General features: G+C 61.0%; 23 protein-coding genes. 13 read left to right on the top strand and 10 right to left on the bottom strand.

What is annotated here, in order from left to right:
• The first annotated feature begins 114 nt into the window (after positions 1 to 114).
• Complete coding sequence (locus B7X90_RS00245) at positions 115 to 2,556, top strand: TonB-dependent receptor (RefSeq protein WP_292620650.1); 2,442 nt, start codon at positions 115 to 117, stop codon at positions 2,554 to 2,556.
• A 49-nt stretch (positions 2,557 to 2,605) separates the two neighbouring features.
• On the opposite strand, the gene B7X90_RS00240 is transcribed toward B7X90_RS00245, so the two are convergent.
• Together B7X90_RS00240 and B7X90_RS00235 are read right to left on the bottom strand one after the other, a co-directional pair.
• Positions 2,606 to 4,756: a TonB-dependent receptor gene (locus B7X90_RS00240; protein WP_292620649.1), complete on the bottom strand. Its 2,151-nt coding sequence runs from the start codon at positions 4,754 to 4,756 to the stop codon at positions 2,606 to 2,608.
• A 1-nt stretch (position 4,757) separates the two neighbouring features.
• Positions 4,758 to 4,904 carry a hypothetical protein gene (locus tag B7X90_RS00235; RefSeq protein ID WP_292620647.1) on the bottom strand — a complete coding sequence of 49 codons (147 nt, stop codon included), beginning with the start codon at positions 4,902 to 4,904 and terminating at the stop codon, positions 4,758 to 4,760.
• 446 nt (positions 4,905 to 5,350) lie between these two features.
• On the opposite strand from B7X90_RS00235, the gene B7X90_RS00230 reads away from it, so the two are divergent.
• The 4 genes from B7X90_RS00230 to B7X90_RS00215 are packed head-to-tail and all read left to right on the top strand — an operon-like array spanning position 5,351 to position 8,665.
• Positions 5,351 to 5,542, top strand: coding sequence for a DUF2892 domain-containing protein (locus B7X90_RS00230; protein ID WP_292620645.1), 192 nt, complete (start codon positions 5,351 to 5,353; stop codon positions 5,540 to 5,542).
• A 43-nt stretch (positions 5,543 to 5,585) separates the two neighbouring features.
• Positions 5,586 to 6,869: a serine--tRNA ligase gene (gene serS / locus B7X90_RS00225; RefSeq protein ID WP_292620643.1), complete on the top strand. Its 1,284-nt coding sequence runs from the start codon at positions 5,586 to 5,588 to the stop codon at positions 6,867 to 6,869.
• Positions 6,866 to 7,615 carry a M23 family metallopeptidase gene (locus B7X90_RS00220; protein WP_292620641.1) on the top strand — a complete coding sequence of 250 codons (750 nt, stop codon included), beginning with the start codon at positions 6,866 to 6,868 and terminating at the stop codon, positions 7,613 to 7,615. The genes serS and B7X90_RS00220 overlap by 4 nt, the downstream gene beginning before the upstream one ends.
• A gap of 21 nt (positions 7,616 to 7,636) precedes the next feature.
• Positions 7,637 to 8,665: a potassium channel family protein gene (locus B7X90_RS00215; protein ID WP_292620639.1), complete on the top strand. Its 1,029-nt coding sequence runs from the start codon at positions 7,637 to 7,639 to the stop codon at positions 8,663 to 8,665.
• Here the strand turns inward: B7X90_RS00215 and B7X90_RS00210 are convergent.
• Positions 8,652 to 9,059, bottom strand: coding sequence for a DUF1761 domain-containing protein (locus B7X90_RS00210; protein WP_292620637.1), 408 nt, complete (start codon positions 9,057 to 9,059; stop codon positions 8,652 to 8,654). The genes B7X90_RS00215 and B7X90_RS00210 overlap by 14 nt on opposite strands.
• 117 nt (positions 9,060 to 9,176) lie before the next feature.
• Between B7X90_RS00210 and rimO the strand changes: the two genes are divergently transcribed.
• Together rimO and B7X90_RS00200 are read left to right on the top strand one after the other, a co-directional pair.
• Positions 9,177 to 10,592, top strand: a complete 1,416-nt coding sequence (gene rimO / locus B7X90_RS00205) for a 30S ribosomal protein S12 methylthiotransferase RimO (protein WP_292620635.1) — start codon at positions 9,177 to 9,179, stop codon at positions 10,590 to 10,592.
• A complete protein-coding gene (locus B7X90_RS00200; RefSeq protein ID WP_292620633.1) occupies positions 10,589 to 11,155 on the top strand; it encodes a DUF1993 family protein in 567 nt (188 codons plus the stop codon). Before rimO ends, B7X90_RS00200 begins: the two co-directional genes overlap by 4 nt.
• A 9-nt stretch (positions 11,156 to 11,164) precedes the next feature.
• Here B7X90_RS00200 and B7X90_RS00195 read toward each other — a convergent pair whose 3' ends face one another.
• Together B7X90_RS00195 and B7X90_RS00190 are read right to left on the bottom strand one after the other, a co-directional pair.
• The gene (locus tag B7X90_RS00195; protein WP_292620631.1) at positions 11,165 to 12,439 is read right to left on the bottom strand and encodes a DUF3391 domain-containing protein; all 1,275 of its coding nucleotides are present in this window, start codon (positions 12,437 to 12,439) and stop codon (positions 11,165 to 11,167) included.
• Positions 12,440 to 12,533: 94 nt separating this feature from the next.
• Positions 12,534 to 13,562 carry a cyclopropane-fatty-acyl-phospholipid synthase family protein gene (locus B7X90_RS00190; RefSeq protein ID WP_292620629.1) on the bottom strand — a complete coding sequence of 343 codons (1,029 nt, stop codon included), beginning with the start codon at positions 13,560 to 13,562 and terminating at the stop codon, positions 12,534 to 12,536.
• A gap of 97 nt (positions 13,563 to 13,659) precedes the next feature.
• Between B7X90_RS00190 and B7X90_RS00185 the strand changes: the two genes are divergently transcribed.
• Both B7X90_RS00185 and B7X90_RS00180 read left to right on the top strand, forming a co-directional pair.
• A complete protein-coding gene (locus B7X90_RS00185) occupies positions 13,660 to 15,006 on the top strand; it encodes an NAD(P)/FAD-dependent oxidoreductase (protein ID WP_292620627.1) in 1,347 nt (448 codons plus the stop codon).
• On the top strand, positions 15,006 to 15,764 hold the full coding sequence (locus B7X90_RS00180) for a DUF1365 family protein (RefSeq protein WP_292620625.1): 759 nt from the start codon (positions 15,006 to 15,008) through the stop codon (positions 15,762 to 15,764). Before B7X90_RS00185 ends, B7X90_RS00180 begins: the two co-directional genes overlap by 1 nt.
• A gap of 1 nt (position 15,765) precedes the next feature.
• Here the strand turns inward: B7X90_RS00180 and B7X90_RS00175 are convergent, their stop codons facing one another.
• The 3 genes from B7X90_RS00175 to B7X90_RS00165 all read right to left on the bottom strand — a co-directional run bounded on the left by B7X90_RS00175 (position 15,766) and on the right by B7X90_RS00165 (position 18,539).
• On the bottom strand, positions 15,766 to 16,764 hold the full coding sequence (locus B7X90_RS00175; RefSeq protein WP_292620623.1) for an inorganic phosphate transporter: 999 nt from the start codon (positions 16,762 to 16,764) through the stop codon (positions 15,766 to 15,768).
• Between the two features lie 24 nt (positions 16,765 to 16,788).
• Positions 16,789 to 17,436 carry a DUF47 family protein gene (locus B7X90_RS00170; protein WP_292620621.1) on the bottom strand — a complete coding sequence of 216 codons (648 nt, stop codon included), beginning with the start codon at positions 17,434 to 17,436 and terminating at the stop codon, positions 16,789 to 16,791.
• A 128-nt stretch (positions 17,437 to 17,564) separates the two neighbouring features.
• Positions 17,565 to 18,539: a magnesium and cobalt transport protein CorA gene (locus tag B7X90_RS00165; protein WP_292620618.1), complete on the bottom strand. Its 975-nt coding sequence runs from the start codon at positions 18,537 to 18,539 to the stop codon at positions 17,565 to 17,567.
• An 87-nt stretch (positions 18,540 to 18,626) separates the two neighbouring features.
• Between B7X90_RS00165 and B7X90_RS00160 the strand changes: the two genes are divergently transcribed.
• The 4 genes from B7X90_RS00160 to B7X90_RS00145 all read left to right on the top strand — a co-directional run bounded on the left by B7X90_RS00160 (position 18,627) and on the right by B7X90_RS00145 (position 22,190).
• Complete coding sequence (locus B7X90_RS00160) at positions 18,627 to 20,150, top strand: NAD(P)/FAD-dependent oxidoreductase (protein WP_292620616.1); 1,524 nt, start codon at positions 18,627 to 18,629, stop codon at positions 20,148 to 20,150.
• A gap of 40 nt (positions 20,151 to 20,190) precedes the next feature.
• Complete coding sequence (locus tag B7X90_RS00155) at positions 20,191 to 20,952, top strand: molybdopterin-binding protein (protein ID WP_292620614.1); 762 nt, start codon at positions 20,191 to 20,193, stop codon at positions 20,950 to 20,952.
• Positions 20,953 to 20,956: 4 nt separating this feature from the next.
• Positions 20,957 to 21,655 (top strand): peptidylprolyl isomerase, encoded by a 699-nt coding sequence (locus B7X90_RS00150; protein ID WP_292620612.1) that lies wholly within the window; start codon positions 20,957 to 20,959, stop codon positions 21,653 to 21,655.
• A gap of 61 nt (positions 21,656 to 21,716) precedes the next feature.
• The gene (locus B7X90_RS00145; RefSeq protein WP_292620610.1) at positions 21,717 to 22,190 is read left to right on the top strand and encodes a hypothetical protein; all 474 of its coding nucleotides are present in this window, start codon (positions 21,717 to 21,719) and stop codon (positions 22,188 to 22,190) included.
• Here B7X90_RS00145 and B7X90_RS00140 read toward each other — a convergent pair.
• Positions 22,171 to 22,353, bottom strand: a complete 183-nt coding sequence (locus B7X90_RS00140) for a hypothetical protein (RefSeq protein ID WP_292620608.1) — start codon at positions 22,351 to 22,353, stop codon at positions 22,171 to 22,173. The genes B7X90_RS00145 and B7X90_RS00140 overlap by 20 nt on opposite strands.
• 87 nt (positions 22,354 to 22,440) lie before the next feature.
• Complete coding sequence (rplA, locus tag B7X90_RS00135; RefSeq protein ID WP_292620607.1) at positions 22,441 to 23,142, bottom strand: 50S ribosomal protein L1; 702 nt, start codon at positions 23,140 to 23,142, stop codon at positions 22,441 to 22,443.
• Positions 23,143 to 23,144 lie beyond the last annotated feature (2 nt).

Genomic DNA, 23,144 nt, shown 5'->3' with positions numbered 1-23,144 from the left:
CAACCTGAAATTCCGGGCGGCGGGCGCATATGCGCTTTGCCGCCTCAGTGGTGTCACGGTGCAATCCGCCGTTCCGCCAATAAGAACAAAAACAACGACGGAGGGAGAATGATGATGAAAGCACGGTATATCCGCTCAAGGCTTTTGCGCGGTTCAATTCTGGCTGCCGGGGTGTTTGCCCTGACGAGCGCCGCACACGCCGAAGAACTGGCCCCCAATGCACAGGCGCCCGAACCGCAGGCCGATACCGGTGCCGCGCAGTCGTCGGTTCAGGAAATCATCGTTACCGCACAGCGCCGCGAAGAAAGCCTGCAACGCGTACCAGTGGCCGTTACCGCGATTGGGGCGGACCAGCTTGATGCCTTGCGCGTCACCAGCGTCCGAAATCTGGCCGGCCTGGCCCCCAGCTTGCAGTTCAACACGCAGGGACAGCAGTCCAACCCCACGATTATCATTCGCGGTGTGGCGTCCGGCACGTCTAGCAACTCGGTCGATCCCAAGGTCGGCATGTATGTCGATGGCGTCTATATCGGTCGCGCTGTCGGTTCGCTGCTGGACTTCAGCGACATCCAGCGCGTTGAAGTGCTGCGCGGGCCGCAGGGCACGTTGTTCGGGCGCAACGCGACTTCGGGCGCGATCAGCATCGTCACCGCCGCGCCAAAGGGCGAATGGGGCGTAAAGGCCACCGGTTCCTATGGCAATTACGATGCCTGGCGCGGCAAGGTCTCGCTCGATCTGCCGCAGATCGGCCCGTTCTCGATCCGGCTGTCCTATCTGCACGATCAGATTGCAGGCGACGTGACCAATACGATGGCAGGGCAACCCCTGAACATCGCGTTGCGCGCGCCAGAATTCGGCACCGTGCAGTTCGTGGACAAGCTGGGCTATCGCAATGTCGATGGCGGACAAGTGGCCGTGCGCGGAGAATTCGGCTCGCTGACGGTAGATTACCGCTTCGACTACACCGATTCACGCACATCGGGCCGTGCGATGCAAAGCCTTGGCGTGATCCCCGATGCTTCGGGCCAGTTGCTCGGCCCCATCGTGGCGCTGCAACCTTTCTTTGGCGGCACCACCAACGAAGGGCTGAACGGCCCGCTAAGCTCGGTCGCAGCAGCCACCAGCGAAGAGCATGTCGTCACCCAAGGCCACAGCCTCACGCTGACGCTTGAAGCCAGCGACAACTTTACGATCAAGGCCATCAGCGCCTATCGCAAGTTCCGGCAGGAGCCGGTAATCTTCGATCTCGGCTCGGCAGGCGGAATGCGCTTCACCCTGCAGCAGTTGGGCGTGCTGCTCACCCCCGGCCTCACCCCGCAGCAGGTGCAGGCAGGCCTGTTCAACCCGGCTAACTTGCCCGGCCCGAACGATTACTTCTTCCCGCTGCTGTCAGCCCGCGCCACCAACCAGAGCCAGTTTAGCCAGGAACTGCAGTTCCAGTTATCCAATGACAGCTACGATCTGACCGCAGGGCTGTTCTACTTCCACGAACGTTCACCGGGCACCGAAGTACTGGGCATCCTCTCGCCCACGCCGAACGGCACGATCGTGCCCAACCCGTTTGACGCAATCTTCGGCAGCGGCATTACCCGCACCGTTGGCGTGAACGATTCGATGGCAGGCTATGCGCAGTTGACCTGGCACCTTTCGGACAACTTCGACATCACCGGGGGCCTGCGCGGCACGATTGATGATCGCGAACTGGACATTACGGTCATTTCCGGCGCGCAAGGTGGCTCTCTGGGGGTGGGTAAGTACAAGCAGACCTACAAGAAACTGACTTATACCGGGATCGCCACCTGGCGGCCAACCGAACAGAGCATGATCTTTGCCAAAGTTGCCACCGGCTATGTTTCGGGTGGTATCCTCAGCGGCATTCCTTATCGCCCTGAAAATATGACCAGCTACGAAGTGGGCGCAAAGACGCAGTTCCTCGACAACAAGGTCCGCCTGAACCTCGCTGCTTATTACAACGATTACAACGATCTGCAGACCCAGAACTTCATCAATGGGCGGCAGTTTTTTGATAATGCGGGCAAGGCCAAGATCAAGGGCTTCGAGGCGGAACTCGATATCGTGCCGGTGCGCGGCCTGAACCTTTCGGGTAGCATTTCCTACACCGATTTCGACTACGACACGTTCGTGCTGAACGGGCAGGATGTTGCCGCGTTTGCCCGGCCAACCTACTTCTCCAACTGGACCGGGCGGGTAGCCGCAACCTTCACCTCTGGCGATTTCACCAGCAATGGCGGGCATGTGGCGGGCTTGCTCGAAGCGCGCTATCGCAGCCACTACTTCCTCACGTCCACCCCGCTGCGTAATCTGGCCGGTCAGGACGTGCTGGAAGACCGCAACCGCCAGCCGGCCTATTGGCTGGTCAATGGCCGGCTGGGACTTGCTGACTTGCCCGTTGGCGGATCGCGCATTGCGATTTCCGCCTTCGGGGACAACCTGCTGGACAAACGCTACATCAGCTTTGGTGCACCGGTGCTGCTGTTTACAGGCACGTATGAACGCGGGCGCACGTATGGTGTAGAGGTGGGCTTCTCGTTCTGACGATCCGCCCGTCGGGTGGCAGGTGAGCGGTGACGCTCGCCTGCGCTCATCAAAATCGCGCGTTCAGACTGACCCAATATGCGCGCGCCTTGTCCTTGTTGTTGTAGTCATCAACAAAGCTGGGCGTGAAGGTTCCGTCGCCATTGTCGATGAAGTTGGTCTGGTAGCTGGTGAAATCCTGGTTGAGCAGGTTGTTCACCCTCGCAGCCACCGTGATGCTGTCATTCAGCCGCATTTGGCCGCCGAAGTTCAGCACTGTGTAGCTGCGAAAATAGAGCTGGTCGCCGGTGGCCGTATCGACACCGCGATAGCGGCTAGACCGATGTTCGACATTGAGCTGCGTGCTCAGGCGTGATGTGATCGCCCAATCGACCCACGCATTTGCCATGTGGCGGGCGGTGTTGGTCAATGGCAATCCCGCATCGGCGCCGGTCTTCTGCTCGCTGTCGGTAAAGGTATAGTTTGCGCGAACCTTGATAGTGTCGGTGATGCCGACGCGGCCCGCCACTTCGATGCCCTGAATCACTGCCTTGTCGATATTTGTCGGCTGGCTGATCGAGCCACCGAGACCGAGGACTTCAAAGTAGTCACCCAGATTGGCGCAAGGCCGCACGAAGTTGGTCAAGGCGCAAGGCTGAACCGTGGCGGTTGCGATCTTGTCGTTGAAATCGTTCTTGAAGTAGGTGACGTTAATCCCCGTCGAAGGGGTGGGGTCCCAGTACACCGCGATTTCGGTGTTCACGCTGGTTTCGGGCACAAGATCAGGATTGCCGATCATCGGGCTGGTCCCCTGCCCGCCAAATCCACGAATCCCGTCATAAAGGTCGGTCGTCTTCGGCGTTTTGAAGCCGGTGCTGACACCGCCTTTGACCACCAGGGTTGGCAGCACGTTCCACACCGCATAAGCGCGCGGACTGAATTGGCCACCGAACAGGAAGTGCTCGTCATAGCGCGCGCCGAGCGTGATGGTCAGGGCTTCAATCGGTGACCAGTTATCTTCGGCAAAGACTGACCACTGCTTCTGCTTTTGCACAGCGTCCAGGCCTTCGGCGCTTCCTTCAAGGCCGAACACCGAATCCTTGAGACTGCCATTGATGTATTGCCCACCCACGACGACCTGATGGCTTCCGACAAAGCCGTCAAATGGCATGACCATTCGCGCATCGAGCGTGTACTGACTGCTTTCCAGATCACGGTCGGGGCGCGGCAGGAATGTGTCGGCCGCAATCTGGCGACGCTCAGCCTCGCTCAACCCGGCATAAATGCCACGCGCACTGAACATTTCCTGCAACAGCAAGCGTTCTGCCACCGAGAATGGGCGGGTGCGACCAAGGTTTGCAGTCGCGACATGCGCGAGCGATACAAAGCTCTTGCCAAATCCCCAGTCACCCTGATGCGTGACCGACCAGTTGGTGCGATTAAACTTCTGCTTTTCCTTGTAGCCAACGCGAGGCTGCACAATCCCGCGCGTTGCCCGCCAGATCGTATCGATGCCATCAAGCGTGCCTAACGGGAAGCTGACAATCCCGGTTGCGGCGTCGACCATCGGGCTGTTGTCATAGGTCTGGCGCGAAATATCGTAGTCAAAGTCGATTGTCTGGCCGTCCGCCACCTTCAACGTCAGGGTTCCGCCTACGCTGAAGTTGGTGTTGTCCACCGTGCGACCGCCCCCACCGAAGCCCAGTGCCCGCACTTGCGTGACGCCCGCGGGATCGACCACTGGTTCGAATTCCGGGTCCGATGCCAGACGTTCGTAGATCGACCCGCGCAGTGCCAGACCGAGCCAGTCCCCGGCAATCGGCCCGGCAAGCGAGGCGTCGAACGTGATGTCGTTGCCGAAACGATCGTCTTCCTGAAAGCTGCGCCCGACGGTTGCCGACCCTGACCAGCGCGGGCTGACCGGCTTGGTAATGATATTTATGACACCACCAAGCGCATCAGCACCATAAAGCGTCGATGCAGGCCCGCGAATCACTTCGATCCGCTCGACCGTATCAAGCGGGGGAATATGATTGAAAGCGTTGCCGCCAAAGCTGTTGGGATAGATGTCGCCATGGTTGTTCTGGCGCTTTCCGTTGATCAGAAGCAGGGTATATTCCGGCCCCATACCACGAATGCTGATGGTGCGCTGGCCCGTTTTGTCAGAGGTTTCGCCAACGTCCACCCCTTCCAGATCACGCACTGCATCGATCAGGGTCATATTAAGGCCGCTGGGCGAGTTGCTCTGCCGTAACAACGCTGATGCTGGCGGGCGCGTCGACGATCTTCTGCTCAAAACCAGCCGCACTGACCACGATCGTGCGCGTGTCTGTGTTCTCAGGGCCATCTTCGGCGTGGGCAGCAGTCACCGCGAATCCCAGAACCCCGATGGCGACGCTGCAAGCCAACAGTGGCCGTGACCCAGACTTCATAACTACCCCTCTAAGAACGCGAGTCATTCGCAATAGCAGGTACGGGCAGTGGTCGGCATCTTGAAAATGTGCAAGCGGCAAGCAATTGTAGAAATAATTTGATACACTTCTCTCGCAGCCACTTTCGTGATCCCTCCGCTGATTACGAGTGATTTTAAAAGTTTATAGCGGCTTGAGGATGTGGCGATTGTGCATCGGGTTTGCCACATCGCGTCACACCAGCCCGAGACGACGCCCGCCATTATCGCGACTAATTTGCAATATCGCATTTATCTCCGCAGAGTTGGGAAGGCCGCCGCCGCCATTGCCGCGCCGGTTTGCTCCAAATCAATGCATTGCTAATATTGTGCGCCATGGTTGATCCACTTTTGAAGGAGGATGCCATGTTCAAACTCAATGTCGGCGGAATTGATCGCGTGTTGCGCATCGCGCTGGGTCTGGTGCTGATTGCGCTGGTGTTTGTCGGCCCGCAAACCCCGTGGGGCTGGATCGGCGTGGTGCCGCTGCTGACCGGGCTAATGCGGACGTGCCCGCTCTATTCGCTGATCGGCCTCAACACCTGCCCACGACGCTAAGCCACACTTGCCACCATCGGATCAAGGCGGCATAGCCGCGCCCATGCATGATATCCGCCTGATCCGCGAAAACGCCCAAGCCTTTGATGCTGCTCTCGCCCGCCGTGGCGTGGACGCCGTTGCGGCCTCGATCCTCGAAATGGACGCCCGCCGCCGCGACATTGCCACGCGGATGCAGGAGGTGCAGGCGCGCCGCAACGAAGCGTCGAAGGCCATCGGCGCAGCTATGGGCAAGGGCGACACGGACACAGCAGAGGCGCTGAAAGCTGAGGTCGCCGCACTGAAGACCGAACTGCCCGCGCTGGAGGAAGACGAGCGCACGCAGACTGCACTGCAGAACGCCGCGCTCTCGGCCATCCCTAACCTGCCCGCCGATGGCGTGCCTGAGGGTGAGGATGAGGCAGGGAATGTCGAAGTCAGCCGCTGGGGCACTCCGCGCGACTTTGCTTTCGCACCAAAGGAACACGCAGACATCGGTCCTGTGCTCGGCCTCGATTTCGAAACCGGCGCGCTGATCGCTGGCGCGCGCTTTACGTTTCTCAAAGGCGGCATGGCCCGCCTGCACCGTGCGTTGGCGCAGTTCATGCTGGATCGGCAGACCGGCGAGAATGGCTATCTGGAATGCATCCCGCCACTATTGGTCAAGGACGAGGCGGTGTTCGGCACGGGCCAGTTGCCCAAGTTTTCTGAAGACCTGTTCCGCACAACAGATCGCCGCTGGCTGATCCCCACGGCCGAAGTCAGCCTGACCAACGCGGTGCAGGGCCAGATCCTGAACGATGCGCAACTGCCCCTGCGAATGACCGCGCTGACTCCGTGCTTCCGCTCTGAAGCAGGTGCCGCCGGGCGCGATACGCGCGGGTTTATCCGCCAGCACCAGTTCGAGAAAGTCGAACTCGTCTCGATCACTCGGCCTGAGGATTCCGATGCCGAACATGAGCGCATGACCGGGTGTGCGGAAGGCGTGCTGCAGGCGCTGGGCCTGCCCTATCGCAAGATGCTGCTTTGCACCGGCGACATGGGTTTTACTGCGCGCAAGACTTATGACCTCGAAGTCTGGCTGCCGGGGCAGAACGCCTATCGCGAGATTTCGTCCTGCTCCAACTGTGGCGATTTTCAGGCGCGGCGGATGAATGCGCGCTATCGTCCCGATGGCGCGAAAGGCACCGAATTCGTCCACACCCTCAACGGTTCGGGCCTTGCGGTGGGCCGCACTCTGGTGGCAGTCTTGGAAAACTACCAGCAAGAGGACGGATCGGTGGACGTGCCCGAAGTGCTGCTTCCCTACATGGGCGGCTTGACCCGTCTGGTGCCGCTCGCCGGATGAGGCGACTGCTCGCTGCGATGGCGTTGCTGGCTGCAACGCCCCTCGTGGCGCAAGGCACTGCGCGCGCGCCGATCGTTGCGTGGACGTACACCGTGCAGTCAGGCGATACCTTCGCCCAGATTGCGCAGCGCTGGGGCGTAGACATGGCCGCGCTGGGCGAGGCGAACGGCATTCCCAGCCCCTATGTGATCCGCATCGGCCAGGTGCTCAAGCGCCCTGGCCCCAACGGCGTGCCCAGACCCACACCAATGCCGACGCCTTCTGGCGCGCCGGTCGTGACACCCAAGGCCGTGCCCCGCCCTGCACCCAGTCCGCGCCCGGCCCCGCCGCTGCGACCACCGCTTACCCCGCGTGAATCCGATGCACCAAAACTGCGTTGGCCCACCGAAGGTGCAGTCGTCACCCGGTTTGGAGAGCGCGTATCGGGCATCCCGTCCAACGGCATTGATCTGGCCGCGCTCTATGGCACCAAAGTCCGCGCAGCCGCCGCCGGAACCGTGCTCTATGCCGGCAAGGAACCGGAACGCTTTGGCCAGCTCATCCTGATCGATCACGGTGGCGACTTCGTCACCGCCTATGCCTATCTCGGCACGATGACTGTAAAGGAGGGTGACAAGGTGACCGCGTTCGAACGCATCGCGCTTGTCGGCAAGAGCGGCGAAGCAAAACGCCCAACGGTGCATTTCGAACTGCGGCGCAACAACGTGCCGCGTGACCCGGAACTCTATCTTCCATCACGGCTGTAGTTGTCGATGGACCTCAACCGGATGCGACAGAGCGTACGAAAGCCGGGCAGCCTGCTGCGACGCGCCATAAAAGTGCCTGTTTGGGCAGACCTTGGACTCCGGCTCGGCGCGGCGTTCGGGCTTATCGGCATCGTGGTGCTGGTCCACTGGATTGACCGTGCGGGTCTGAAAGACACACATGATGGCGTGATAAGCTTCCTTGATGTCGTCTATTTCACGATGATCTCTATCACCACCACCGGCTTTGGCGATATTGCGCCGGTGAGCGACCGGTCCCGCCTGATCGAAGCGGTGATCGTCACACCGATCCGCATCGCGGTGATCTTCATCTTCGTGGGCACGGCCTACAATTTTATCATAAAGCGCAGCTGGGAAAGGTTTCGCATGGCGCAGATCCAGAAGAACCTCACCGACCATATCGTGGTCCTGGGCTTTGGCGTATCGGGTTCGGAAGCCGTGGCAGAGCTGATCGCACGCGGCACATCGCCCGATTGCATCGTGGTGATCGACCCCAGCGAAGCGCGCCTCGAAGCTGCATCGAAGCTGGGCTGCAACATCATGGCGGGCGATGCCACGCGTGATGCCACACTGATGGATGTGCATATCGACAAAGCATCCGCCATTCTTGTCTCAGCTGGACGCGATGACACATCAATCCTCATCACGCTCACCGCCAGCCACCTTGCCCCGGACGTACCGATCAGCACGGTGGTGCGGGCGGCTGACAACGAAGTGCTGGCACGGCAAGCTGGCGCGGACACAGTGATCAACCCGGTGCGCTTCACCGGCCTGCTCATGGCAGGGTCAGCCCATGGCGCACACGTGGCCGATTACCTCACCGATCTCGCCTCGATCGAAGGCCGGGTTCAGTTGGTGGAACGTCAGGTTTCCGCCGAGGAAGTGGGAAAACCCCTGTCTGCGCTGACGAGCGGGCGGGGTCTGCGGATTTTCCGCGAAGGTCGGACCATCGGCTTCTGGGAATCCGAGGCGACAAACCTGCACACCGGCGACATCATCGTAGAGATCGCGCCGACGTCTAAGCCAACATGAAGGCCAGCCCCATCGAGAGATAGGCGAACAGCCAGAATCCTCCGTCAATCAAGGCCAACCGCGTGCTGATACGTTGCTGAGAATAGCTGATCCACAGCGAGGGAATGACAAAGGCAATCGCCAGCCCGCCCGACATCATGAAGTACAGCCACCACTTCACGGCCAGCGTTTCCAGCCCCACGCGGGCAAACATATGTCCCATCATCGCAGCGGAAATGAACAGCAACGCCGCCGATATTGCGGTCGTGCGTGCGGGTGAGCGGCGAATGCCCAGCTTGCCCGGCCCCACCTCTTCCAGACGCGCACGTCCAAATACCGGTCCATACCACAGGGCCGAGACCGCGAGCGCGGTGAGCGTGGCAAATATGACGGCTAACCAGTTGACTGGGCCCATTATTTCCTTCTTTTTCAAGCCCCCCGCTTGGGCATTATGCTACGCGCGCAGCGTCGGCATTGCAACGCTATGCCGCTCTACAATGGACCATAGGTGACGTGCCGTGCATTTTAGCTTATGGGCCGCGCCATAATGGCAAGCCAGATTCCCCCCATCGTCCTTCCCGAAGCCCCCAAAGTCGGCATGGTCAGCCTTGGCTGCCCCAAAGCGCTGGTCGATTCCGAACGGATTCTTACGCGCCTGCGCGCCGATGGCTATGCGATGAGCGCCGACTATGCCGGCGCCGATGTCGTGCTGGTCAACACCTGCGGCTTCCTTGATTCCGCCAAGGAGGAAAGCCTTGCCGCGATTGGTGAGGCGATTGCCGAAAACGGCCGGGTGATCGTGACCGGGTGCATGGGCAACGAGGCCGAAGCGATCCGTGCCAAGTTCCCGCAGGTTCTGGCCGTTACCGGCGCACACCAGTACGAAGCCGTGGTGGAGGCCGTGCACGAAGCTGCCCCGCCCAGCATGGGCCCATATATCGACCTGATCCCGCAGGCCGAACCCGGTGATGTAAAGCTCACCCCGCGTCACTACGGTTACCTCAAGATTTCCGAAGGTTGCAATCACGCCTGCGCCTTCTGCATCATCCCCAGCTTGCGCGGCAAACTTGCCAGCCGCCGTGTCGATGCCGTTCTGCGTGAGGCGGAAAAGCTGGTTGCAGCAGGCACGAAGGAACTACTGGTCATCAGTCAGGATACATCGGCCTATGGCGTTGATGTGCGGCACGAAGAGCGCATGTGGAAAGGCCGCCCTGTGCGCACCCACATGACCGACCTTGCCCGCGAACTCGGCCAGTTGCGCACGCCAGAAGGCGATACCCCATGGGTGCGCCTGCATTATGTCTACCCCTACCCCCATGTTGATGCGGTGATCCCGCTGATGGCTGAGGGGCTGGTTACGCCCTACCTCGACATTCCATTTCAGCACGCCAGCCCCAGCGTGCTGCGCGCCATGAAGCGCCCGGCGAACGAGGCCAAAGTGCTCGACCGGATCAAGTCGTGGCGCGAAATCTGCCCGGACCTGACCATCCGCTCCAGCTTCGTCGTCGGTTTCCCCGGAGAGACTGAGGCGGATTTCGAATACCTGCTGGAATGGCTGGAGGAAGCGCAGCTTGATCGCGTTGGTGGCTTCCGCTTTGAACCCGTGGCAGGCGCGGCGGCAAACGATCTGTCGAACCCGGTGCCCGAAGACGTGAAGGAAGAGCGCTACGCCCGCCTGATGGAAAAGACCGAAGCCATCAGCGCGGCCAAGCTTGCCGCCAAGGTCGGCCGTACGATCAGAGTGATTGTGGACGAAGTGGGCGAGCCGGATGAAGATGGCGACGTGGGAGCGACTGCGCGCTCACAGGCCGACGCCCCCGAAATTGACGGGGCGGTTTACTTGCGCAACGTGCCTGCTGACTTGCAACCAGGCGATTTTGCGACCGTTCTGGTGGAGGACGCGGATGCGCACGACCTCTATGGTGTGATTGCGGGTGACCCTCAATGACCCCCGCCAGCCTTCTGGCACCCACCTATGTTCAGATGCTCGGCGCACTTTCGCAGTGGCTTGGCAAGGCGGAATCGCAACTGTCGCCGGGCGAAGCGGACGCATTGCTATCGGCACGCCTTGCGTCCGATATGTTCCCGCTGTCCACGCAAATTCGCTTTGCTTGCGTGCAGGCTCACGAAGGCATGTTCCGGCTGGCTGGCGAAGATTTTCCGCCGTCGGTCGAAGCTCTGCTGACAGCAGGGCGTAGTGCCGACGAACATCCCGGCACGATTGCCGACGCGAAGGCCTGCATCGACGAAACCGTCGCGCTTGTGCAATCAATGTCCGAATGCACCGGCACCGATAATCCCGAACGGCCAATCGCGCACACGCTGCCTATGGGTATCGTCTTCGATTTTACCGCTGAACAATATGCGCGGGACTGGGCCATCGGGCAGTTCTATTTCCACGTGATGACGGCCTATGCCATCCTACGAAGCCAAGGTATCGATCTTGGTAAGGCCGACTACGTCGCGCACCTGTTTCCGTACGCGAGGCCGGGAACGCTGCCGCAGGGCTGACTTGCGGCCCTACCCCGCCGCTTTGCACGCCGCTGCCAGAAGCGTTTCGCGCAGTTTGGGCAATTCCGGCAAGTCGAGCCCGGCCAGATTGGCCACGCCTTCGATAGCATCCTCGCCATAGCAGTGGGCCAACGCGATAGTATCGCCCTTGAGGCGCTTTCCCAACGGCAGCGACCAGAATGTACGGACGGTGGGCAACGCTGTGTCCGCCGGGTCTTCGTCCACCACCATCGCCAACCGATCAGACCGGAGCCGCACGAAGGAGCCGATGGGATAGACGCCGACCGTTTCAACGAAGCGTTCTAGGATCGCCGCATCGAACTTTTCAGGCTGTTCGCGCAAGCGCCGGATGGCATCGGCCGGATCAAGCCGGGATTCCGGTTCTCCGCACGAAACCAGCGTGTCGTAGGCATCGCAAATTGCGGCCATGCGGCTCAGCGGTTCAATGGCAAGGCCGCTTAGGCCCTGCGGATAGCCGCTACCGTCCAGCCGTTCGTGATGGTGCAGCACCGCGCGCAGGGCGGGTTCCGGGATGTCGCCGGCGGCCTTGAGGAACGTGTAGCCCAACACCACGTGCTGTTCGCGCAAGTCAGGGCGAAGCAGGGTGTAATCGCCGCCGACGCTGGCAAGGTCCACCGGCAATTGCCCCACGCCCACGTCCATCAACAACCCGGCCATTCCGGCATCCCGCACGTCGACGGGAGAGAAATGCATGTGCTTGGCCAGCGCGATCATCAATGCGCTGACGGCAAGAGAATGGCGGTAGAGCAGCTCGTTCTCGTTCTGACAACGCAGCAGGCCATTGAAGGCATAGAGATTGCGCTGAACAGAGGCGTAAACCGCATCAAGCACCGGTTCGATATCGTGCGCGCGGATCGTCTTGCCCAGCCGCATTTCGATGAACGTGCGGCTGACGATCCGCATGGCATCACCCGCAGCCCGCTTCGCTCGCCCGAATTCACGCGCAATCGGCATGGCAGCGGGTGGGCGCGCAAAGCCGGGACGCTGCGGCACCGGTGCGAAAGTGGAAACGTGTGGGGCAGGTGCAGCCTTGGCCACTGCTCTGCCGGGCGCTGGTGCCGCGACATCATCCGAGCCACAGTCAACCCCACGATCGGTGTCGATCACAAGTCCGCTCACCGCGCTTTCGCGCAAGGTTTCAAGCATATCCGGGTCCGTCAGCAGGAAGCGGCGCTTCCAGAAAGGATGGCTGAACCAGCTTCCTTCCAGCTTGTGGATGAACATTCCCAAGGCAAGGTCTTCGATGGATATACGCTTCAGCATGGCCTGTCCGGTAGAGGGAACGGGCAGAACCTAGGTGAAGGCAGGTGTGACTTCTGCAGACTGCTTCATCAGGAAAACTACTTATGTCACGCCACTACCCAGTTGCAGGCTTCAGCCGCCAATGACTGACGCCCCACTCACGCCCGCCACTGTTGCCAAACAGGCCCGCGGTGGCGAGGTAGAACAAGCGCCAGCGCCGCATCCACAGTGCGGTATCGCGGCCATAGACCGCGCGCAGCACCGGCTCGATCTCGTCCGCGCGCGCATCGAACAGGGCAAGCCAATCCAGCGCAGTCTTTTCATAATGGGTGCCATCCCAGCGCCACTGGTCTTCCAGTTCAAAGAGATCGGAAAACTGGCGGATCAAATGGTGGCTCGGCATGATCCCACCGGTAAAGAAATACCGCGCGATCCAGCTTGATTTGTCCGAAAGATCAAAGCTGTAGGGATAGCGTTCGTGGCTGAAGACGTGGAGAAACAGCCTCCCCTCAGGTCGCAGCCAGCCGCGCACCCGGCCCAGCAATTCGCGCCAATTGGCCATGTGTTCGAACATCTCGACCGAGACGACGCGGTCAAACTGCTGCTCGGGGCGGAAGTGGTTCATGTCGGCAGTCTGCACCGTCAGGTTGCCAAGGCCCCGCTCTGCTGCCCGTGCGCGGATATGTGCGCCCTGCGCCCGCGAATTGGACACCGCAGTTATCCGCGCCTGCGGGTATCGTGCTGCCATATACAGGCTCAGCGATCCCCACCCGCAGCCCAGTTCGAGAATGTCTTGCCCATCGGCCAGTCCGGCGTGGTCCACTGTGGCCGCCAGGGCCGCCAGTTCGGCCTGCTCCAGCGTTTCATTGCCGGTAGGATAGAAGCAGCAGGAATACTTGGCGTTAGGGCCAAGACTGAGTGCGAAGAAGCGAGGCGGCAGTTCATAGTGCTGTTTATTCGCCGCATCGGTGTGTTCGGCCACTGGACGCTGCGCCATCCAAGCGGAAAACGTGGCATCATCAGGGCGCTCCGCGTGAATTGCGTGGCGGCGCTGATTGCACATGAACGTCACGCCCGCGCGCGTCAGCGGATCGGGCAGAGGAAGGCGCTCAACCAGCGCGGCGGCAGAAGAAAGGAGCGTCACGGAGGGCAACTAGCCATCGGTGTGTGACTTGTGTCAACCTGTCACCACGGGAGCGCTCTAGAACAATCAAAGGACGGGTAAGGACGTTACGGAATCCGTGGCGGGCCGTTGGGGGGACTGTGATTTGCTGGGCGACGAGCGTGCACTGGATATTGCTGTGGTTGGAAGCGGAATTTCAGGACTTTCCGCTGCGTGGCTGCTGTCAAAAAGGCACCGTGTCACCGTGTTCGAAGCGGATGACCGGTTGGGCGGGCACAGCAATACGGTGCTGGCCGATGGTGTTCCGGTCGATACCGGATTCATTGTCTACAATGAACACACGTATCCCAACCTCACGGCGCTCCTAAACCATCTGGACGTGCCCACGCGCGAGACGGTGATGAGCTTTGCCGTTTCGCTCGACCGGGGAAAACTGGAGTACTCGGGGGACTTGCGCGGGTTGTTCGCACAGCGGCGCAATCTGGTGTCTCCTCGCTTCTGGTCAATGCTGCGCGATGTGGCGCGGTTCTACAAATCGGCACCACGTGATCTGCCGGAGCTGGGACAGTTGGGTCTTGGCGACTATCTCGATGGCCTCGGCTGCGGCGCGGCGTTTCGCGATGACCATCTCTATCCAATGGCAGCGGCGATCTGGTCCACACCGGTCAAGGACATTCCCCACCATCCTGCCGCGGCCTTCATTCGGTTTTTCGAGAACCATGGACTGCTGCAATTCCGCGAACGCCCGCGCTGGCGGACGGTTCAGGGGGGCAGCCGCGAATATGTGCAGCGGATCAGCGCACCCTTTTCCGACAGGGTTCGGCTATCCTCCCCGATCAACCAGGTGCGCCGCCTGCCGCAGGGCATTGAAATTCATGCAGGAAATGGCTGGGAACGGTTCGATCACGCGGTGATCGCCACCCACGCCGATCAGGCGCTGGGGATGCTGGCCGATCCCGATCCGATGGAAACAAAGCTGCTCGGTGCATTCCCCTATCGCCGGAACGAGGCCGTGCTGCATAGCGATCCCGCGCTCATGCCACGGCGGCGCAAGGTTTGGTCGGCGTGGAACTATGCGGCCGAAAGGGACGCGGAAGAACACCAATTGTCGGTCACCTACTGGATGAACCGGCTCCAACACCTGCCCCCTTCGCGCGATCTGTTCGTGACGCTGAACCCGCTGGTCGAACCCGATCCTGTGCGCGTCTACAGGCGCGAAACATACTATCATCCGGTGTTCGATGCACACGCAGGTGCATCTCAGTGTCGGTTGTGGGCACTTCAGGGCAGGCGCAATACATGGTTCTGCGGCGCGTGGTTTGGCGCAGGTTTTCATGAAGATGGCCTCCAATCCGGCCTTGCCGTTGCCGAACAACTTGGCGGTGTGCGCAGGCCATGGACGGTCGAGGACGAATCCGGCCGTATCCATGTGACGCATCAGGCGCGGGCGCTGGAACCGGCGTGATGGAGCCGCAAGCCCTCTATCGCGGCCACGTCCTCCACCGCCGCCTTCGCCCGCGTGGGCACGTGCTGCGATACCGCGTGTTTCATCTGCTGATCGACATTGACCGCATCGATGAACTGCCCGCACGGCTGCGCCTGTTTTCACGCAACCGCTTCAATCTGTTCGCTTTTCACGATGCCGACCACGGCGACGGCAACAACTTGCGCAATCATGCCGAAAGCCTGCTGCGGTCTGCCGGGATTGAGCCGGACGGCGGGCCAATCCGCCTGTTAACAATGCCGCGCCTGTTGGGTTATGCCTTCAACCCGCTCAGCACATGGTTCTGCCACAGCGCAGACGGTGCGGTGCGTGCGGTTATCTATGAAGTGTCCAACACGTTCGGCGAGCGGCACAACTATGTAATCGAAGCAAAGCCGGATGCGCAGACGCTGCACCAGTTCGCGCCCAAGCGTTTCCATGTCTCACCGTTCCTGCCGATGGCGATGAGCTATGCCTTCCGCGTTGTGCCGCCGGGAGAGAAGCTGGCTATCGGCATTACCGTTTCGGACAACGACGGGCCGATCCTTGCGGCGATCCACACCGGGCGGCGGGCCGAATTGACGGATCGTGCCTTGCTGCACACCGCCGTCACTTACCCGCTGGCAACGCTCAAGGTTACGCTGGCTATCCATTGGGAAGCGCTGAAGCTGTGGATGAAGGGGGTGCCGCTGTTCCGCAAGCCGCCTCCGCCGGAGAACATTCTGACGGTAGGCGAATAGCTCAGAACAGGCGCGTTAGCAGGTAGAACGCCGCGCCTACGCCTGCGCTGGCGGGAATGGTGATGAACCACGCCATAACCACACGCTGCGCCACGCCCCAACGCACCGCGCTTGCCTTGCGCGCGGCGCCGGTGCCGATCACGCTGCCGGTTATGGCATGGGTGGTCGATACCGGAATGCCCATAGCGCTGGCGCCGAACACCACGATGGAGCCTGCGGACGATGCGCAGAAACCGGTGTGGTGGTTCAGCGGGGTGATCTTGGTCCCCATCGTCTTGATGATCTTCCATCCGCCCGACATCGTGCCCAGCGAAATGGCGAGATAACATGACAGCACGACCCATTGGGGAATGTGGAATTCCCCCTTCAGGTAGCCGGTGGAATAGAGCAGCACGGTAATGATGCCCATCGTCTTTTGCGCATCGTTGCCGCCGTGGCTGATGGAATAGGCGGCGGACGAAAGCAGGTGCATCCCCTTGAACACGCCTTCGGCCTTGCGCGGCAGGAAGCCCCGGAAAATCCAGCTGGTGAGCAGCACGAACAGCATCGCCAGCGCAAAGCCGATCATCGGCGACATGAAGATGGCAACGAAGGTTTCGATCGTCTTCTTCGATTCAATCGCGTCAAACCCGCCGTGCATCACGCCTGCGCCCAGCAGCCCGCCGATCAGCGCATGGCTGGAGGATGAGGGAATGCCTTTGAGCCAGGTTACAATGTTCCAGAACATCGCCCCGATCAGCGCGCCAAACACCACCGCCGGGGTCACCACATCCTTGTCGATGATGCCCTTGCCGATGGTATTGGCAACATGCAGGCCCACCAGCCAATATGCGGCAAAATTGCCTGCCGCCGCAAAGATCACGGCCGCCATCGGTGAAAGCAGGCGCGTGGAAACCACCGTTGCGATGGAATTGGCGGCATCGTGCAACCCGTTGAGGAAGTCGAACGCCAGTGCCAGCGCGATCAGGCCGACCAGCAGCGGAAAGGCAAGCTCGTGCATCGGATCAGCTCCTGTGCCGGCCTGTCAGCCGTGGTCGATGACGAGCGCGTCGATTTCGTTCGCCACGTCCTCGAAGGCGTCAGCAATCTTTTCGAGGTGCTTGAAAATCTCACGCGAGACGATGAAGGCGATGTGATCACCATCGATGCGGTGGCGCTGAAAATTGGCCTTGAGTCCCGCCTGGTGGATCAAGTCAACTTCGCCTTCGAGTTGGACAATCCGTTCGGTCAGTGTGTGCAGCTTCGATCCGCTGCGTTCGATGTCGCGCAGCAGGGGCAAGGCCTGGGCGATCAGGCCCACGGCCTCAACGATCTTGTCAGCCATCGCTTGCATTTCAGGTTCGAAGCCGACGATTTCGTAAAGCTCAATGGCCGAGGCGGCGGCCTGCATCTCGTCGATCGTATCGTCCATCGCGCCAATCAGGGCGGTGATGGAGCCACGATCGAACGGCGTCAGGAACGTGCGGCGCACCGTGTAGAGCACCTCGCGGATGATCTCGTCCGCGTCGTGTTCGCGGTCACGAATCCTTGCAATCCATACGGCCGAATCGCCCTGCACGCGTGTCAGCTTGGCCAAAGCATCGGCAGCTTCGACGCAAGCCGCCGCGTGCCGTTCGAACATACCGAAGAAATCGCCCGACTTGGGCAGGAGACGCTGGAACCAGCCGAACATCGCTATGCTTCCCGAATTGCCGTGGCGCGAAAGACAAGCGAATCGCCCCCGCAGACTTCGCGCCCTAGGCCAGCGAAGACACTGTCACAATCGCAAAGCCGCAGATTTCCACACGCGCCGAACGTATCCTAAAGCCAGCCAATGCTGCGGAAGCGCAGCCATAAGCCACCGCAGATCGTGATGATGAGGCCCCAAACCGCGAAGTAGCCATAATGCCACGTAAGTTCGGGCAGGTATTCAAAGTTCATGCCATATATCCCGGCAATCGCGGTGGGCACTGCGAGGATAGCTGCCCATGCAGCGAGTTGGCGAGTCATCTCTCCCTGCCGATGCTGTTCAAGCAGGCTGGCGGTTTCGACGATGGCCGCCAGCGTTTCCTTCAGGCTGCGCATTCGTGCCATTGCGCGGCGGACGTGGTCGAGCACATCGCGGAACCAGATGCGCGCTTCGGGATCAATGCATGGCAGGTCTGCCACGACCAGCCGTTCGCACATTTCCTCCATCGGCCCGATGATACGTTCGAACCGGCGAAGCTGGCGGCGCAGGCGGAAAATGCGGCGAATTACTGCCTGTTCGGGGAACACATCGATGGCAGATTCCTCCATCTGCTGTGCCACTTCGTCCAGTTGATCGAGCAGGGGCAAGTAGCCATCGACGATGAAATCGAGCACGGCGTGAAGGATATAGTCCTGCCCTTCGGCAAGACGGTCCTTCTGCGCCTCAATCTGGGCACGAAGATCAGTGTGGGCGCGAGTGCTGCCGAAACGGACGCTGACGAGGTAACCGGGACCGACGAAGAACGCCGTTTGCCCATAGGCAATTTCTTCCTCGCCCAGCAGTTCAGCCGTGCGGGCAACGATGAACAGCGTTTGCCCATAGACTTCGACTTTGGGCAACTGGCGGGGATTGAGCGCGTCTTCCACCGCCAGCGGATGCAACGCATATTGGCGCTGAACCAGGTCCATCTCTGCCGCGTCCGGTTCGCAAAGGCCAACCCAGTCGAACGACCCACGGGGCAAGGCAATTGGCGGCAACCCGTCCAGCGCAAGGTCCTGTACGGCGATGTCGCCATTGCAATAGCGGCGGGCTGCGATCACGGTCATGCGCGCAGGAGTGGCAAATACGCAAGAGACTGGCAATCGCCGATAGACGTGTTAACATCCCTGTAAATAGACAATGGGAGAGAGTCCGTGGGTGCACAGCAGTCCACCATCGAGGCCACAACGCCGGACGTGGATGTCCTGATCGTTGGCGCCGGCATATCCGGTATCGGCATGGCAGCGCATATGGAAATGCTCTGCCCGGATCGCAGCTATGCCATTGTCGAGCGGCGTGGCCAGATCGGCGGAACGTGGGACCTGTTCCGTTATCCGGGGGTGCGTTCGGATTCGGACATGCACACGCTGGGCTTCGCGTTCGAACCTTGGCGGCATGAGAAATCCATTGCCGATGGGCCTTCAATCCTCGACTATCTGAACCGCATTGCCGATGAACGCGGCATCCGTCGCCACATCCGGTTTGACAGCAAGGTTGTCAGCGCGGATTTCGATGGTGAAGCAGCGTGTTGGGAAGTGACGCTGGAAGGTGAAGACGGTCAGCGCACCCGCACAACCGCGCGTTGGCTCTATTTGGGTTCCGGCTACTACGACTACGACCAGCCATTCGAAGCGAAATTCGAGGGGCGCGAGGACTTCAAAGGGGACATCATCCACCCGCAGTTCTGGCCGGAAAATCTGGACTATTCCGGCAAGCACGTGGTGGTGATCGGATCGGGAGCGACGGCGGTGACCATCGTGCCTTCCATGGCTGACAAGGCCGCGCACGTGACCATGCTTCAGCGCACGCCGACATGGTACGGCATTCGCCCCGCCCGTGACGGCATAGCCAACTTTCTGCGCAAGCTGTTGCCCGAAGAACTGGCCTATCGCATCACACGGTTCAAGAACGTGCGTTTGCAGAACCTGGTGTTCAAGCGCGCGCGAACCCAGCCGGAAAAGGTCAAGGATTTCCTGACCAAGCGTATCAAGGCCGCACTGGGCGACAAGTACGACGCCAAGGCGTTTACCCCGCCCTACAATCCATGGGACCAGCGGCTGTGCCTCGTGCCCGATGCTGACCTTTTCGAAGCGATCAAGGCGGGCAAGGCCAGCGTGGTGACCGACCATATCGAGCGTTTCGATGCGACCGGTATCCAGCTGAAATCAGGCAAGCACATCGATGCAGACGTAATTGTCACGGCCACAGGCCTCAAGATGGTAATGGCCGGCAAGATCGCGCTGAGCGTGGATAGCGTGCCGGTGGATTTCGCCGATTGCTATTACTACAAGGGCGCAATGTTCTCGAACGTGCCGAACCTTGCGGCGGTGTTCGGCTATCTCAACGCATCATGGACGCTGCGTGCGGACATCAACGCGCGCTACATCTGCGATGTGCTGAACGCGATGAAGGCGCGCGGCGTGGAAGTGGCAGTGCCAACGCTCGCGCCCAATCACCAGTTGGATGAGGACAACATCTACGATTTCTCCTCAGGCTATATCGAGCGGGCACGACACCTGCTGCCCAAGTCGGCCAGCGACATGCGCTGGCGGCTGAATCAGGACTACGTGCGCGACAAGGCGTGGATGCGCGACGATCCAATAGAGGATGGCGTGCTGCAATTCGGCCATGCACGCCCGACAACACAGCAAAACGCGCATATGGAAGCGGCGGAATAGCGCTTTTGCGGGAGCGACGGTTGCGGTATCGCTGCCGGATATGGACACCGAATCCCGCATCTGGACCGCCGCGCTCATCGTTGTCGGCGATGAAATCCTGTCAGGCCGCACGCAGGACAAGAACGTTGCGCAAATCGCCACCTGGCTCGGTGTGCAAGGCATTCGCCTCCGCGAGGTGCGCGTGGTGCCCGATGACATGGACGCGATCATTGAAGCGGTGAACACACTGCGGGCGCGCAACGACTATCTGTTCACCACCGGCGGCATAGGCCCGACGCATGATGACATCACCGTCGATGCGGTGGCCGCAGCGCTGGGCGTGGACGTGGTGATCCACCCCAAGGCGCGGGCGATCCTTGAAAGCTATTACGCTACGCGCGGAGGGCTGAACGATGCCCGTCTGCGCATGGCGCGCGTGCCCGATGGCGCTGACCTGATCGAAAACAAGGTATCTGGGGCACCGGGAATTCGCGCGGGGAACGTCTATCTGATGGCGGGCGTGCCGGGAATCACAGCGCAGATGCTTGATGGGTTGACCGGGCAGCTTGAAGGCGGGTTGCCGCTGCTCTCCACTACGGTTGGCTGCTGGGTGGCTGAAAGTGAGATTGCGGACCTGCTGCGCGAGACCGAGAAGGCCTTTGATGGCGTCCAGATCGGCAGCTACCCGTTTTTCCGCGAGGGGAAGACGGGGGCGAACTTCGTGATCCGTTCGGTCAGTGAAGATCAGCTTGATGCTTGCGCCGCTGTGCTGACCAAAGGGCTCGACGCAATCGGTCGCGCTCCTGTGGCGGGAGGCATCTGACGATATGCTGACACGTCGTCTTGCTCTGCTGGCCCCGTTGGCTGTCTTGCTTGTGGCCGCCGCGCCCGTGAAGAAGCGAGTCGCGCCGCCGCGTCCCGCCGTTCCCACCTACCCTGCCCCTTCAAAAACCCCGCTGCCCGAAAAGGTGCGCGTCGCGCTGGAAACAGAAGCTGGGTGGATCGTGGTGGAACTGGACGTGAAGCGCGCGCCTGCCAGCGCCACCAACTTCGTCCGCTATGCCGAAACGAAGCGGTTTGATGGCACGGTGTTCTATCGCGCGATGCACCTGAAGTGGGGTGAACAGCCCAATGGCCTGATTCAGGCGGGCACACGCGGCGATCCGCGCCGCAACCTGCCGCCGATTGCCCATGAGCCAACTGACCAGACTGGCGTGCTGCACAAGGCCGGTACGCTGTCGATGGCACGCTATGCCCCCGGCACGGCCACGGGGGATTTTTCGATCATGGTGTCGGACCAGCCGGGGCTGGATGCACAGCCTGAGTCCGCCGATCCCGAAGCGAAGGCAGGCTATGCCGCGTTCGGGCAAGTGATCGAGGGTATGGACGTGGTCCGTGCGATCTTTGACGCGCCGATTTCCGAGACGGAGGGCGAAGGGATCATGCGTGGGCAGATCCTTGCCAAGCCGGTCAAGATCCTGACGGCCCGCCGCCTGCCGGAGCCGGAGCCTGCTCCTGCGCCTTGAACTGCTTGCACTGGCAGCACTGCTTCACGGGTGCGCGCCGGGCCTTTCGCGGTTTGAGAACGTGCTGGCTGCGAATGACAGCGCCACTGTCGCACTCGGGCAGTGGTGCAAGAGGCAGGGCATAGCTGATCCGCCCACGATCCGCGCGCTGGCTGACCGGGCGGCGCAAGTTCCAGCTTCTCCTGAAATCCGAACCGCACTTAGCGTGGGCGCTGACGAAGCAGTGGGGTACCGGCACGTGCGGCTCGCCTGCGGCGATAGGGTGCTGTCTGTGGCGCACAACTGGTACGTCCCGGCAAGGCTTTCGCCCGAAATGAACCGGATGCTGGAGACGAGCGAAACGCCGTTTGGCAAAGTCGTCAGCCCGCTTGGCTTCCGGCGCGAACGGCTGAGCGAACAACGCGGGGCGATGGCGGAATGCCCGCAAGGCACCGTGCTGTCCCATCGTGCGGTTCTCAAACTGTCAGACGGGCGAGCGATCAGCCTGGTGGTGGAATGCTACACCCGCGCCAACATCAGTCGCGCGAAGGAGTGACCGTCCAGTCTCCTACTGCGCCGTCCATTGCGGCATCAGCATAGGCTTCCAGTTCACGCCAGTGCCGATCCCAGCCGGGGCCGCGCTTTTCGGGCGGGATCAGCGCCTCCACCTGCAGGCGGGCGGCTGTCACAGGATTGCGGGGTGCTTCGTCGTCGGGCATTTCCCGCTCCTAGCCGGGTGGCGCGGACATAAAAAGAGCCGGAGAGGTTTCCCTCCCCGGCCTTCTTTTGCGTTCGGTCCGTCGGACTTAGCCGCCGTGGACTTCAGCCACGTCGATCTTAAGGCCGGGGCCCATCGACGAGGACAGACCGACCTTGCGCAGGTATTTGCCCTTGGCACCAGCAGGCTTTGCCTTGACAATCGCATCGACGAAAGCGTCGAAGTTGGCGCGCAGTGCTTCGTCCGAGAACGAGAGCTTGCCGATGCCGCCGTGGATGATGCCAGCCTTTTCGACGCGGAATTCGATCTGGCCGCTCTTGGCTGCCTTCACTGCATCAGCGACGTTCGGAGTCACCGTGCCCAGCTTCGGGTTCGGCATCAGGCCCTTGGGACCCAGCACCTTGCCGAGACGGCCGACGATGCCCATCATGTCAGGCGTAGCGATCACGCGTCCATAGTCGAGGTTGCCGGCCTGCATGTCTTCCAGCAGGTCTTCGGCACCGACCTTGTCAGCGCCAGCGGCAAGCGCGGCTTCAGCCTTGTCACCACGTGCGAACACAGCAACCTTGACGTCCTTGCCGGTGCCCGAAGGCAGCGAAACCATGCCGCGGACCATCTGGTCGGCGTGGCGCGGATCGACGCCGAGGTTCAACGAAACTTCAAGGCTCTCGTCGAACTTGGCGCTCTTGAGGTCCTTCAGCAGCTTGATTGCGTCATTGACGGAATAGAGCTTCTGGTTGTCACCGAGCTTTTCGGTCAGCGACTTCTGCTTCTTGGTCAGGTTGGCCACAG

This window comes from Novosphingobium sp. 17-62-19 (assembly GCF_002256775.1).
In the GTDB taxonomy this organism is placed as follows: Bacteria; Pseudomonadota; Alphaproteobacteria; order Sphingomonadales; family Sphingomonadaceae; genus Novosphingobium.
Note: the sequence above shows the minus strand (reverse complement) of the source record. Positions and strands in the feature narration are given on the sequence as shown.

What these genes read in the sequence shown, in the direction of transcription:
- B7X90_RS00245 (WP_292620650.1), top strand. Translation starts at nt 115, where the DNA reads ATGAAAGCACGGTATATCCGCTCAAGGCTTTTGCGCGGTTCAATTCTG.
- B7X90_RS00240 (WP_292620649.1), bottom strand. Translation starts at nt 4,756, where the DNA reads ATGACCCTGATCGATGCAGTGCGTGATCTGGAAGGGGTGGACGTTGGC.
- B7X90_RS00230 (WP_292620645.1), top strand. Translation starts at nt 5,351, where the DNA reads ATGTTCAAACTCAATGTCGGCGGAATTGATCGCGTGTTGCGCATCGCG.
- serS (WP_292620643.1), top strand. Translation starts at nt 5,586, where the DNA reads ATGCATGATATCCGCCTGATCCGCGAAAACGCCCAAGCCTTTGATGCT.
- B7X90_RS00220 (WP_292620641.1), top strand. Translation starts at nt 6,866, where the DNA reads ATGAGGCGACTGCTCGCTGCGATGGCGTTGCTGGCTGCAACGCCCCTC.
- B7X90_RS00215 (WP_292620639.1), top strand. Translation starts at nt 7,637, where the DNA reads ATGCGACAGAGCGTACGAAAGCCGGGCAGCCTGCTGCGACGCGCCATA.
- B7X90_RS00210 (WP_292620637.1), bottom strand. Translation starts at nt 9,059, where the DNA reads ATGGGCCCAGTCAACTGGTTAGCCGTCATATTTGCCACGCTCACCGCG.
- rimO (WP_292620635.1), top strand. Translation starts at nt 9,177, where the DNA reads ATGGGCCGCGCCATAATGGCAAGCCAGATTCCCCCCATCGTCCTTCCC.
- B7X90_RS00200 (WP_292620633.1), top strand. Translation starts at nt 10,589, where the DNA reads ATGACCCCCGCCAGCCTTCTGGCACCCACCTATGTTCAGATGCTCGGC.
- B7X90_RS00195 (WP_292620631.1), bottom strand. Translation starts at nt 12,439, where the DNA reads ATGCTGAAGCGTATATCCATCGAAGACCTTGCCTTGGGAATGTTCATC.
- B7X90_RS00180 (WP_292620625.1), top strand. Translation starts at nt 15,006, where the DNA reads ATGGAGCCGCAAGCCCTCTATCGCGGCCACGTCCTCCACCGCCGCCTT.
- B7X90_RS00175 (WP_292620623.1), bottom strand. Translation starts at nt 16,764, where the DNA reads ATGCACGAGCTTGCCTTTCCGCTGCTGGTCGGCCTGATCGCGCTGGCA.
- B7X90_RS00170 (WP_292620621.1), bottom strand. Translation starts at nt 17,436, where the DNA reads ATGTTCGGCTGGTTCCAGCGTCTCCTGCCCAAGTCGGGCGATTTCTTC.
- B7X90_RS00165 (WP_292620618.1), bottom strand. Translation starts at nt 18,539, where the DNA reads ATGACCGTGATCGCAGCCCGCCGCTATTGCAATGGCGACATCGCCGTA.
- B7X90_RS00155 (WP_292620614.1), top strand. Translation starts at nt 20,191, where the DNA reads ATGGACACCGAATCCCGCATCTGGACCGCCGCGCTCATCGTTGTCGGC.
- B7X90_RS00150 (WP_292620612.1), top strand. Translation starts at nt 20,957, where the DNA reads ATGCTGACACGTCGTCTTGCTCTGCTGGCCCCGTTGGCTGTCTTGCTT.
- B7X90_RS00140 (WP_292620608.1), bottom strand. Translation starts at nt 22,353, where the DNA reads ATGCCCGACGACGAAGCACCCCGCAATCCTGTGACAGCCGCCCGCCTG.